This window comes from Sphingobacterium sp. UBA5789, assembly GCF_002418355.1.
In the GTDB taxonomy this organism is placed as follows: Bacteria; Bacteroidota; Bacteroidia; order Sphingobacteriales; family Sphingobacteriaceae; genus Sphingobacterium.
The window spans coordinates 232,203-245,313 of record NZ_DIDX01000007.1; the positions used below are offsets into that span (position 1 = coordinate 232,203).

Annotated in this window: 9 protein-coding genes; 4 read left to right on the forward strand and 5 right to left on the reverse strand. The window is 39.3% G+C overall.

The window, feature by feature from the left end:
• Window positions 1-52 precede the first annotated feature (52 nt).
• Window positions 53-2,494 carry a bifunctional UDP-N-acetylmuramoyl-tripeptide:D-alanyl-D-alanine ligase/alanine racemase gene (locus tag B4B65_RS18360; protein WP_293917713.1) on the reverse strand — a complete coding sequence of 814 codons (2,442 nt, stop codon included), beginning with the start codon at window positions 2,492-2,494 and terminating at the stop codon, window positions 53-55.
• 72 nt (window positions 2,495-2,566) lie between these two features.
• On the opposite strand from B4B65_RS18360, the gene B4B65_RS18365 reads away from it, so the two are divergent.
• On the forward strand, window positions 2,567-3,052 hold the full coding sequence (locus B4B65_RS18365) for a regulatory protein RecX (RefSeq protein WP_293917715.1): 486 nt from the start codon (window positions 2,567-2,569) through the stop codon (window positions 3,050-3,052).
• Between the two features lie 116 nt (window positions 3,053-3,168).
• On the forward strand, window positions 3,169-6,711 hold the full coding sequence (smc, locus tag B4B65_RS18370) for a chromosome segregation protein SMC (protein ID WP_293917717.1): 3,543 nt from the start codon (window positions 3,169-3,171) through the stop codon (window positions 6,709-6,711).
• A gap of 84 nt (window positions 6,712-6,795) precedes the next feature.
• Here the strand turns inward: smc and B4B65_RS18375 are convergent, their stop codons facing one another.
• From B4B65_RS18375 to B4B65_RS18385, 3 genes are all read right to left on the reverse strand, one after another.
• The gene (locus B4B65_RS18375; protein WP_201678615.1) at window positions 6,796-8,304 is read right to left on the reverse strand and encodes a carbon-nitrogen hydrolase family protein; all 1,509 of its coding nucleotides are present in this window, start codon (window positions 8,302-8,304) and stop codon (window positions 6,796-6,798) included.
• A gap of 263 nt (window positions 8,305-8,567) precedes the next feature.
• On the reverse strand, window positions 8,568-8,879 hold the full coding sequence (locus tag B4B65_RS18380; RefSeq protein WP_201678614.1) for a DUF3467 domain-containing protein: 312 nt from the start codon (window positions 8,877-8,879) through the stop codon (window positions 8,568-8,570).
• A 45-nt stretch (window positions 8,880-8,924) separates the two neighbouring features.
• Window positions 8,925-10,043 (reverse strand): M42 family metallopeptidase, encoded by a 1,119-nt coding sequence (locus tag B4B65_RS18385; RefSeq protein WP_293917720.1) that lies wholly within the window; start codon window positions 10,041-10,043, stop codon window positions 8,925-8,927.
• A 478-nt stretch (window positions 10,044-10,521) separates the two neighbouring features.
• On the opposite strand from B4B65_RS18385, the gene lgt reads away from it, so the two are divergent.
• A complete protein-coding gene (gene lgt / locus B4B65_RS18390) occupies window positions 10,522-11,352 on the forward strand; it encodes a prolipoprotein diacylglyceryl transferase (protein WP_293917722.1) in 831 nt (276 codons plus the stop codon).
• A 48-nt stretch (window positions 11,353-11,400) separates the two neighbouring features.
• The gene (locus B4B65_RS18395) at window positions 11,401-12,606 is read left to right on the forward strand and encodes a multidrug effflux MFS transporter (RefSeq protein ID WP_293917724.1); all 1,206 of its coding nucleotides are present in this window, start codon (window positions 11,401-11,403) and stop codon (window positions 12,604-12,606) included.
• Between the two features lie 62 nt (window positions 12,607-12,668).
• Here the strand turns inward: B4B65_RS18395 and aroQ are convergent, their stop codons facing one another.
• On the reverse strand, window positions 12,669-13,085 hold the full coding sequence (gene aroQ, locus B4B65_RS18400; RefSeq protein WP_293917726.1) for a type II 3-dehydroquinate dehydratase: 417 nt from the start codon (window positions 13,083-13,085) through the stop codon (window positions 12,669-12,671).
• Between the last annotated feature and the right edge of the window lie 26 nt (window positions 13,086-13,111).

The window sequence follows — 13,111 nt, forward strand, 5'->3', positions numbered from 1 at the left end:
GGCGTATTATACCCTAAAAAATGATTTACAAAGATGCAAAATCATCAGCGCATTATTCGTAAAAATAAACTCTTTTTACCCGTTGTGAAATATTGACCAGCAATTCATATGGAATTGTACCTATACTTTTTGCAGCCTTTGAAATATCCGGAAACACAATGACTTCATCTTCTTCACTTACCCCGGTATCCGTAACATCCAGCATACACATATCCATACAGATATCCCCTACTGTCGGAACCAGAACTCCATTGATCATCATCTTCCCTGCTCCGTTACCAAACCGACGGTCATATCCATCTGCATAGCCAATCTTGATCGTTGCGATTTTACTGTCCCTATGTAATACACCATGACGGTTATAGCCGACTGTCTCCGATGCAGAGATATGCTTAATCTGTGTTACATTGGTCTTTAATATACCTACTGTCTGCAGGTTGAGATCCGTTCTGCTTGCCTCAACACCATACATCCCTATCCCAAGACGTACCATATCAAAATAAGCAGACGGCCAAAGCTCAATACCTGAAGTAGCTGCTATATGACGCAAAAAACGGTATCGTAATTTATCCTGCAGTTTTTCCGTAAACTGATCCAACTTGCGGATCTGCTCAGTTGTGAAAGCATTATCCTCTGGATTAGCAGCTGAGGCAAGATGAGAGAATGCCGATTGCACTCTGACCACATCCTGTTTATTCAAGATATCAATCAGGGCATCTGCTTCGTCTGGCATAAAACCCAACCTGTGCATACCGGTATCTACCTTGATATGAATAGGAAAATTCTTTAAACCTTTGATTTTAACGAATGAAATGAAGGCATTGAGAATACGAAAACTATAGATTTCGGGTTCAAGATTATTATGCACTACGGATTCAAAAGCATTTTCATCCGGACTCATGACAACAATAGGTAATGTAATTCCTGCATTACGTAATTCCACACCTTCATCCGCATAGGCTACGGTAAGATAATCTACCTTATTAAACTGCAAGAGATTCGCAATTTCGAAACTGCCGCTTCCATAAGAAAAGGCCTTAACCATAGCCATTATTTTCACATCTTTGGGTACCAGACCACGATACACATTCAGATTATGCTCCAAAGCATTCAGATTAATCTCTAAGACTGTATCATGAGATTTTGCAACTAAAAGCTTACTGATGTCCTCAAAATGGAACTCACGTGCTCCTTTCAGTAATATAGTAGCATCCCGAAATTCCATCTCTTTAAGATTAGCAATAAAATCTGCTGTAGATACATAGCATTGAGAAGGTACCGCTAATTCTTCAGCGTATTGTTTCAGTACAGGTCCTATTAAGATCAGTTGAGTCAGATTACGGTCTGCAACCAGACGCTTGAGCTTGTTGAGATTTTTTTCATCCGTCAGGGTGACACCCGGAATATCGGATAAGATCAATATACTATTCGCATGCTGATGCTGTTGATTTAAAAAATCCAAAGCAATCTGCAGGGATACCAGATCATTGCTGTAGGAATCATCTATGACCGATGTATTATTTTTGCCGTTCTTCAATTCCAGACGCATCTCAACCGGCAACAGATTCTTGATCCGCTCAGCTATTAAAGCCGTATCGTAACCGAAACGCAACATCACCGCTACACATGTAATGGCATTTTCCATAGCGGCACTGTCGGTAAACGGAACTGAAATACCAAATGTCTTTCCTCCGTGGTATAATGTTACATATGTTTGTCCGTTCTCCGGTTTACGGATAGAATAGACTTCCAGTTGATTATCTTCCTCTTCTCCCCAGGAAAGTTTCCGCGGTTTATAGGGTATCTGCACAGCCTCCAGATATCTGGCCGGATAAATAAGCGTCTCCGCATCTTTAAATAAGCGGAGCTTTTCTTCTGTTTTCTCCAGTTTAGATGCAAATCCTTCCTGATGAGCAATACCGATATTGGTCAACACGCCGTAAGTTGGCTTAATCATAGCTTCCAAACGATCCATTTCACCCACATGACTAATACCTGCTTCGATAATAGCCAGATTATATTGATTGGAAAGATCCCAAAGAGATAAGGCTACACCCAGTTGAGAATTGTAACTCTTAGGACTTCTGTAGATTTTATATTCCGGAGACATCAGCTGAAATAACCATTCCTTGACTATAGTTTTTCCGTTACTACCTGTAATACCAATGACTGGTCCCTGAAATTGTGATCTGTTATATTGCGCCAATGACTGCAGGGCTGTCCATGAATTTTCAACCCAAAGGATATTCGCATCAGGCATCTGTACTTCCTGCTCGGTATCCTTTTCCAGAATAAAATTACGTACACCTTTTTGATAAGCATCCTGAATATAAAGATGTCCGTCCTGACGTCCGGTAAAGGCAAAGAAAATACCTAATTTTTCATGTGCAATCTTTCTACTGTCATATAGCAGGTAATGAATGCTTACTTTAGTATCGGCTAAATAAGATCTGCGGGGTTTTATAATATCCTGAATCTCTGAAATCGTGTACATATTACCTCTCTTTTGGTAGATCAAAGATTGCCATTTTTTCCATAAGTTGGGTATTTTTTTAATTTTTGTAAGATGCAGGACGATGAAAAGAAAAAGAAGATACTGACAGCTCCACAGGCTAAGCTAAAAGCGGAGAGCTATTGTGCTTATCAGGAGCGTGCACAACAGGAAGTAAGAGACAAACTCTATGATTGGGGGCTGCATCAGGAGGATGTAGAGAATATTATTGTCGAGCTTATTTCGGACAATTTCCTCAATGAAGAGCGGTTTGCTCTGGCCTATGCTTCGGGCAAATTCAGAATGAAAGGTTGGGGGAAAATAAAAATCAAACAGGGTCTTACTTTCAAAAAAGTATCACCTCCTCTAATCAAACAGGCTTTAGCATCTATTGATTACGATGAATACCTTTCCCGCCTTGCAAATATCCTGCAAAAGAAAGCAGCTTCTCTAAAAGAGAGCGATCCCTATATCCGTAAAAACAAGTTGGCTCAATATGCTTCGGGAAGAGGTTATGAAAGCACAGAAATATGGGATATCCTAAAAGAAAACATAGATTGACGGTAATATGGATCATATCCTTCAAAAATAAACTTAACTTAAAATCTATGTTACGTGGATATAAACATATTTAGTATTTTCGCACGTTATTTTTTAGAAGAAGTAAATTAAGGAATATGCAGTTAACGAAGTTGGAGATAAAGGGGTTTAAAAGTTTTGGAGACAAAATAACAATCAACTTTAATGATGGTGTGACCGCTATTGTAGGCCCTAACGGTTGCGGAAAATCCAATGTGGTAGATGCTATCCGTTGGGTAATGGGTGAACAAAGTACGAGGGCGCTGCGTTCGGAAAAGATGGAAAACATTATTTTCAACGGTACTAAAAACCGTAAGCCGGCGAATCTAGCCGAAGTATCTCTCACGTTTAATAATACAAAAAATATTCTTCCTACAGAGTTCTCAACGGTGAATATTACCCGAAAACTCTATCGAAACGGAGAAAGTGAATATAGACTGAATGATGTAAAATGTCGTTTAAAAGATATCACGGATCTTTTTCTGGATACAGGTCTTGGTGCTGATACGTATTCCATCATTGAGCTGAAAATGATTGATGAGATCATCAATAATAAAGATAATTCCCGCCGGAATCTGTTTGAAGAAGCCTCCGGTATATCCAAGTATAAGGTGCGCAAAAAGCAAACGCTTTCTAAACTGAAGGAAACAGAAAACGATCTTAGCCGCGTGGATGACCTTTTGTTTGAGATTGGCAAGAATCTGAAGAGTCTTGAAAATCAGGCAAAGAAAGCGGATAAATATTTCCGTCTCAAGGATGAGTATAAAGATACCAGTGTAAGTCTGGCTTATTTTAAACTTGCAGATTTCAGTCAGGACCTGGAAAAGCTGGAAGAACAGGAAGCTGCACAACAGGAAGTAATCCAGCAAAATCAATCTCAGATCGGACTGCAGGAAACAGAACTGCAAGAAAAGAAAAAGGATATTCTTGCTAAAGAGAAAAATCTGTCCGTGCAACAAAAGAGTACGCACGAATATGTCAATAAGATAAGAGCATACGAATCTGAGAAAAAGATCAAAAATGAGCAGATGCGTCATTTGCAGGAAAAAGAAACGAGGCTAAGTACCGAACTGGCAAATGATAAACAACAGCTCAATCATGCGTTCTATAATATTAAGAGACTCAATGAGGAACTCTTTGAGGAACAATCTAAATTTGACAGTATCAAAACGGATCTGGATTCAAACAAGACCGAAGTAGAAGAGCTGAGGGCACAGCAACAGTCTGCTAAAGCGAAACTAGATAGTTTTCAAAAAGAGAGAACCGAGATTCAAAGCCGGATCTATCAGCTGGAAAAAGATATCGCCGTACTCAATATACAAAAAGATGCTCTTCAGCAGGAGTCGCTGCGCAATGTCAGTGATACCGCTTCTAAAGAAACAGAATTAAATCAATTTAATATCGCTGTTGCAGATCTTGAAGGTCGGGTAGATTCTCAGCAACAACAATACGAATCCGCTATACAGTCAGAGAGCGAACTACAGCTACAAATCACTGCTACGGAGTCCGAATTACAGTCTGTAAAGGATGAACTCAACAGACAAAGTCGTATAGCGGATGCTAAACAAAACGAATACAATCTGACGAAGTCACTGGTTGACAATCTGGAAGGATTTCCCGAATCGATCCGTTTTTTACGCAAAAGTGCAGGTTGGAAAAAGCAGTTTCCGCTCTTCTCTGATATTCTTTTTTGTAAAGAAGACTATCGTGTCGCAGTGGAGAATTACCTGGAGCCTATCATGAATCATTATGTGGTAGATTCTCAACAGGATGCAGTACACGCAATCCAACTATTGAGTGATGCTTCGAGAGGTAGGGCTAACTTTTTTGTTTTGGACGCGATCACGTCACATCCTAACGCTGCACCTGTCATTCAGGATGAAAAACTGATCCGGGCTCTGGATGTGATCACCGTAGAAGAAAAGTACAGAACGTTGTGTGAGATTTTACTACAACATGTTTTTATTCTGAAACACGGAGAATCTGCTGATTTGGAAACACAGCTTCCACAGGATGATACTATAATACTACACAAAGAGGGACGATTTGCAAAAAACAGATTAGGCCTTATGGGTGGTTCCGTAGGTTTATTTGAAGGAAAGAGAATCGGAAGAGCCAAAAACCTTGAAAATCTGGCAAAAGAGATCAAAACTTTGAATCAACAGATCGTAGAATTGCAAGACCGTGAAGTAGAACAGTCCGGTAAACTGGTATCTCTCAAAAACAATTCACAACGGGAAACTATAGATGAGTTGCGCCACCAGCTTAACCGTCTCAACAATGAACTGATATCCGTCAAAACCAAACAGGAACAGTATCAGACATTTATTACCAACAGTCATAATCGCAAGCAGGATATTGAAGCTAAGATCACGACCATTACCAATGATCTGTTGACAGCAGACCCTACCCTGCAGGATCTGAAGATAGAGAACCAGAAGAGAGATCTGGAAGTACAGGATTTGCAGGAAAACTTTAATGAAATATCGGAGATCCTGACTGAAAAATCAGCTGTTTTCAATCAACAGAATATTCATTTTCATCAGCAACAGAATAAAGTATCGGGTATTCAGAAAGATCTGGAATACAGAGATGTTCAGAAAGAAACATTTGAAGTCCGGATAGAAAAGAATACTATTGAATACGAACAGGTACAACAAAGTATAAAAGATACCCTCCAGCACGTAGATCATAATGATGAGGATCTGCTGGCTATGTATGCTCAGAAAGAATCATTGGAAAAAGGGTTACAGGAAATAGAAGAAGATTTCTATGCCTCACGCAAAATCATCAATGATCTGGAAGAAGCAATAGCACAGTCGCGCAAATCAAAAGAGCTTACCGATATGCTGATCGGTGAGATTAAAGACAAAAAGACCAAATTACAGATCGATCTGAATGCCCTTCGGGAACGTCTTTCTGTAGAATTCAATATTGACCTCAAAGACCTTCTGGAAACTGAACCTCCGGAAACAAGCCTGTCGCAACAAGCATTGCAGATGACATGCGAAAAGATCAAGAAGCAACTGGATGAGTACGGAACAATCAATCCTATGGCTAAAGAAGCCTATGATGAAATGAATGAGCGATCGGAATTCATTACGAAAGAAAAGTCTGATCTGCTGGAAGCTAAAAATTCGTTAATGGCGACTATCAAAGAGATTGATGATTCTGCCAAAGATAAGTTTATGACAGCATTTACTATGATCCGTGAAAACTTTATCCGTGTATTCCGCTCTTTATTTAATGAAGAAGACAGTTGTGACCTGACTCTTTCTGATCCGGACAATCCACTGGAGTCTGATATAGACATTATTGCACGTCCTAAAGGAAAGCGTCCGCTTTCTATCAATCAGTTGTCCGGAGGAGAGAAGACATTAACTTCTACCGCACTGTTATTCTCCCTGTATCTGCTCAAGCCTGCGCCTTTCTGTATATTCGACGAGGTAGATGCACCGCTTGATGATACCAATATTGATAAATTCAACAATATTATCCGTGAATTTTCTAACGATTCACAATTTATTGTCGTATCGCACAACAAGCGTACAATAGCAAGTACAGATGTCATCTACGGTGTGACGATGGTAGAACAAGGAATATCCAGAGTAGTTGCTGTCGACCTGAGGGATGTCGCTTAAAAAATAAATCTTCACCTCGCATATTTATAAAACATGCGAGGTGAAGATTTTCTATATCAGGACCTGATTATTACTATCCTTCTCTTATTTCAATAGCCGTACGTCGTACAGATCTTTCCTTCTGTCCTTCATAATCTTGACGGTACCATATTCATGCAGATCCCGCAACGCATATAAGTCCACATCCGCGATCAGCACCATTTCAGCATTTGGAGTTGCTTCTGCTTTGATGGCATTATTGGGGAAAGCAAAATCTGACGGCGTAAATACAGCCGATTGAGAGTATTGAATATCCATATTATTGACACGAGGCAAATTCCCTACTGAACCCGCAATAGCCACATAACATTCATTTTCTATAGCACGGGCCTGAGCACAGGTACGTACACGGATATACCCGTTCTGCGTATCTGTCATAAATGGAACAAACAAAATCTGCATACCCTGATCCGCCAGTATCCGGCTCAACTCCGGGAACTCTACATCATAGCAGATCAATAAACCGATTTTACCACAATCTGTATCAAATACTTTGACTTCATTCCCTCCTATCATTCCGTAATATTTAGATTCATTCGGAGTAATATGGATCTTACGATAGGAGTCTACTTTACCACTCCGGTGACAGAGATAGGAAACATTATACAGTTTATTATTCTCATAGACAGGCATAGATCCGGCTATAATATTCACATTATAAGATACTGCGAATTGCTGTATACGATCTACAATATCATTAGTGAGTTCGGCCAGCCTTTTCATTGCTGTCCGTTCAGGAAGATCATTGAACGGGCTCATCAATGGTGTATTGAAAAATTCGGGAAACATTATAAAATCTGCTCCATAATCACTGACTGTATCGACGAAGAACTCAATCTGATCATAAAAAGCCTCGACATTATCAAAGAGGCGCATCTGCCATTGTATTAATCCAAGACGAATAGTTTGTTTGGATGTAGAAATAGAGCGGGAATCGGGTTCGTAGTAAATGTTATTCCATTCCAGTAATACCGCAAATTCCATAGAATCCATATCCTCAGGCAGATAGTTTTTCAGAATCTTCTTGACGTGAAAATCATTGGACAGCTGAAATGTTAACGTCGGATCGTAGATCTCTTTACGTTTTACCTTCTCAATATAGACACGAGGACTCATCTTTTCTGAATAATTATGGTAGTTAGGGATACGTCCTCCTGCTACAATACTTTTGAGATTGAGTTGTTCACACAATTCTTTACGGGAGTCATAAAGTCTTCGTCCCAGACGCAATGCACGGTGATCCGGATGCACAAAAACTTCTATACCGTATAAAGTATCTCCTTCATGTGTGTGTTTACTGAATTTTCCATCATCAATAATGTCGTAGTAACTATCGTAGATATTATTCTTTTTTGAATTAAGGATAATGGATAAAGCACAAGCGACAACATGACCATCAACCTCCACACACAACTGCCCCTCCGGAAACAAATCAATCAGATCAACGATATTCTCCCGGCTCCAGACTTCTCCCATACCCTGATAGGCTTCTTCCATGGAGTTTCTCAAATCTCTATAGTCCTTTTTGGTCAAAGGTCTTACCTGTATATCCATATATATTATTTTTTAAAATTTAATGTAAGTGAAAAGTTAAGATCAGCGATCATACATCATTCAAACAAAAAATAATGCCAACTGTTATCCTAACTTAGCATTTTTTTGAAATTAATCAACTAATTTTCACGAAAGAAAGTCTGAATATCCTGATATAGTGACTGGTACGTGTAGTTTAAATCAGATGGAAGGATAGGTCTGTTTTACAAGCAATTGCTGCCTTTATGCGGAATAAGCGCATAAAGGCAACAAGAGATTTTTAATTATGCTTCTCCTTTTGGAGTTCCAAAATTAAGTGGCAATGTATTATCGTTGGCTTTAATAGGTCCGTTTTGAGCTTCAAAACGGTTAATATTATCCTGCAAAGCACCTAAAAGTCTTTTTGCGTGTTCGGGAGTCAAAATAATTCTGGATTTGACCTTTGCCTTTGGTACACCGGGCATAATACGAACAAAATCCACAACAAACTCTGTAGATGAATGCGTAATAATAGCCAGATTGGAGTATACTCCTTCTGCTGTATCTTCTGTCAGTTCAATACTTAATTCCTGATTCTCCTGATTGTTATTTTCCATTCTTATTGTAATATATGTTTAGGGTTTTATAATATAGTCTTATTATTAACTTTGGAATGTTCTGAAATCCTGTCCTTCTTCTATCGCCAGTACAGTTTCATAGATCAGCCTGATTACATTATCTACATCTTCTTTATGAATCATCTCTACTGTAGTATGCATATAACGCAGCGGTAAAGAGATCAATGCAGAAGGTACACCACCGTTAGAGTACGCAAAGGCATCCGTATCCGTACCTGTATATCTGGAGGACGCTTGTCTTTGAAACGGAATCTGGTTCTGCTCCGCAACCTTGACTAACAGTTTATTCAGATTGATCTGCACTGCAGGTGCATAGGACAATACTGGTCCGCTACCACAAGCCAGATCTCCCTGTGTAATCTTATTGATCATAGGTGTTTGTGTATCGTGGGTTACATCGGTTACAATAGCAACATGAGGTTTGATATAATCTGCAATCATTTCTGCTCCGCGAAGGCCAATTTCTTCCTGCACAGAGTTAACGATATAAAGACCAAAAGGCAATTTTTTCTTATTCTCCTTCAATAAACGCGCTACCTCGGTGATCATGAATCCGCCGGCACGGTTGTCCAGTGCGCGTCCTACATAGTACCGGTCATTGAGGATCATAAATTCATCCTCATAAGTAACGACCGAACCTACGTGAATACCCATTGCCTCCACTTCTTCTTTGCTGGTACAGCCACAATCCAGGAAAATATTTTTGAGAGTAGGCGCTTCTTCCTTTTCTCCCGAACGGGTATGAATAGCCGGCCATCCGAAAACAGCTTTTACGGTTCCTTTATCTGTATGGATATTTACACGTTTGGAAGGTGCAATCTGATGATCTGAACCTCCGTTACGGATAACATAGATCAAACCATCTTTGGTAATGTAGTTTACAAACCAGGAAATCTCATCTGCATGTGCTTCTATAACTACTTTATAAGGCGCATCCGGATTGATAATTCCAACAGCAGTACCATAATTATCAATATAAGTCTTATCCACATACGGTTTCAGATAATCCAGCCACATGCGCTGACCTTCCCATTCAAAACCTGTTGGTGAAGGATTATTTATGTATTTTTCAAAAAAAGAAAGCGACTCTTTTGTCACTATCGGTGTATGTTTTTTTTCTGTTTTTTCACTTTTCTTAGCCATATTCAATTAATGATTTCAGATATTTTTACTTATACAGTAACGTCAGGGCAAAGGTAAAAAAGATAATCTTAAGTTTTCGGAATGGAAACCTGTATTCTGTTTCAATCGTAATCAAAAACAAGGATTATAATCTGCATCTTCTTCCCTGACAGCAAAGCATACTACACTATGCCGGGATGAGAATGTAAAATAATCAAAAATTCAGAATAATACGTTCTTTTCCCCAATTCTTTACGAAAAGAATAATGATAGGAATGTCGCGATCAGCTGTGTGTCCTGTTTTTAATGAGGATGATGTATTGAAAATATTACCCGTGAATCTGAAGTAAGTTCTAACTCACACAGAATAACCCTACTATAACAGAACAAGATAACACCTATCCCACTACGGTTTTCGTCTGCCTTAAAACATTTGGACAAAGCCTTTTAAAAAGGTAGAGAAATACTATCTTTACAGCATCAAAATAGTTCATAACAAATGGAAAATCTTTTCAATATAATCTACTGGGATATTCATCCTGAAATATTTAAGATCGGTTCTTTTGGATTACGTTATTATGCACTGTGCTGGCTGGCAGCATTTGCCATATCGTATGTCCTGATGTTGAAGATCTTCAAAAGAGAAGGCAAAACACAGGAGCAACTGGATCAGTTAAGTATTTATATTTTCTTAGGAACATTAATCGGTGCCCGCTTGGGACATTGTCTGTTTTATGAGTTTGATTACTACAAAGATCATATTATGGAGATTTTCCTTCCTTTCCGCTGGGATGCAAATGGCAATTTCCAGCTGACAGGTTTTGCAGGTTTAGCTAGTCATGGCGCTGCTGTAGGGATATTGACGTCAATCTATCTGTTTGCCAGAAAAACAAAAATCAATTTTATGTGGGTGGCAGATCGTCTTGTGATTGTAGTGCCAATAGCCGGGGCTTTTGTAAGACTTGGGAACTTCTTCAACTCTGAAATGATTGGCCCGCCTACAGATCTTCCCTGGGGCGTGGTATTCAAAAACATTGACAATATTCCCCGTCACCCGGGCCAACTGTATGAAGCATTGGCTTATGTAATTATTTTTATTGTGATGTGGTACCTTTACAATAAGAAAAGCATTCTCAAATCAGGATATCTGTTCGGTATATTTCTGGTGTTATTGTTCGGTGCCCGTTTTGTTCTGGAATACTTCAAAATTGATCAGGAAGATTTCGAAAAGAACATGTTATTTAATATGGGCCAGATCCTGAGTATTCCATTTATTCTTGCGGGTTTTTATCTGATCTTCCGAAAACCAAAAGAAGGTCAATCCAAATAATCATAAAAGCCCTTTTTGCTAAAAAGGGCTTTTTTATTTTTAATATATATGCACAATTTCAGTAAATTCAAACGAAGTACTATTATTTTTATTCTGGGCCTGCTATCAGCAATCGGCCCGTTCTCTATCGATATGTATCTGCCGGCTTTTAAAACCATAGCATCGGATTTTGACACTTCTGTAGATCGCGTACAACTTTCCCTTTCTTCATTTTTTATAGGTATTGCTATTGGTCAGCTCGTATACGGACCTCTTCTTGACAAATTCGGACGTAAGAAACCACTGATTGTGGGAATCAGTCTGTATGTTTTCGCATCCATAATGTGTATTTTCTCCACTAATATTGAACAGCTGATTATCTTCCGCTTTATACAGGCGCTGGGCAGCTGCTCTGGTATGGTCGCTTCGCGGGCAATGGTGAGAGACTATTTCGGACCTCAGGAGTCTGCAAAGATATTCAGCATGCTGATGCTAATAGTGGGCATATCTCCTATTCTGGCACCCAGTGTAGGGGCGTTTGTCATGTCACACTTTGAATGGCATATGATCTTTACCATTCTGACTGTCATGGCGACCCTTATTTTAATCAGCGTTATTTTCTTATTACCAGAATCATTTGCCGGAAATAAAAATCTTTCTTTAGCACCAAAACAGGTAACGCTTAACTTTTGGACGGTTTGTAAAAATCCTCAATTTTTGAGCTTTTGTCTCGTCAGTGCACTCACTGCATCGGCATTATACGCCTACCTGGCCGGATCACCATTTGTCATGCAGGAACTATACGGACTTACAGAATCAGAATACGGAATTGTATTTGCGATAATAGCCTCTGCACTTATACTGGCTACCCAGATCAATCGGATTGCGCTCAACAGATGGTCAAGCAGTGACATATCTAAATTTGCATCACGCCTACAGGTGAGTATTTCCGCATTATTTATTGTTGTAACGTTAGGTGGCTGGATTACTCTTCCTACCATGGTTGGATTTATTTTTCTAATTCTTCTGGCTCAGGGATTTATTTTCCCGAATACGTCCGCATTAGCCTTAGCACCATTCAAAGAACTTGCCGGAAGCGCTTCTGCATTATTGGGTTGCTTTCAAATGGGTATTGGAGCACTGGCTTCCGGAGCGGTGAGTATATTGCATAACAATACCGCGCTGCCCATGGTTATCGTTATGTCTGCATGCTCGTTTTTAGGGCTTATTATATACTTATATCTACCCAAATTACTAAAACCAGCAACTGAATAATACTAAAACGGGCTGTTCTGATAGTCAGAACAGCCCGTTTCATTATGTTATTTATATTACGCCTAGATCAGTCCCTCAATAGCTAAACGATAGCCGTCCAATCCAAATCCACAAATTACTCCTTTGCAGTTCTTGGCCAAATACGATTTATGGCGAAATTCTTCGCGGGCGTATACATTGGAAATATGAACCTCAATAACTGCTGTCTTTACAGCTGCAATGGCATCTCCTATAGCAACAGAAGTATGGGTATATGCACCAGCATTTAACACAATCCCATCGATATCAAAGCCTACTTCATGAATTTTGTCTATAATTGTCCCTTCTGAATTGCTCTGAAAATAGTTCAGCTCCAGTTCCGGAAACCGTTGTTTCAATGTTTCAAAATATGACTTAAAATCCTGATCTCCGTAAATACTCTTTTCTCTCACACCTAAGAGATTAAGATTCGGACCGTTGATTATTAATATTTTTTTCATGTGCTTATGCTATTCCGTAAAGATAG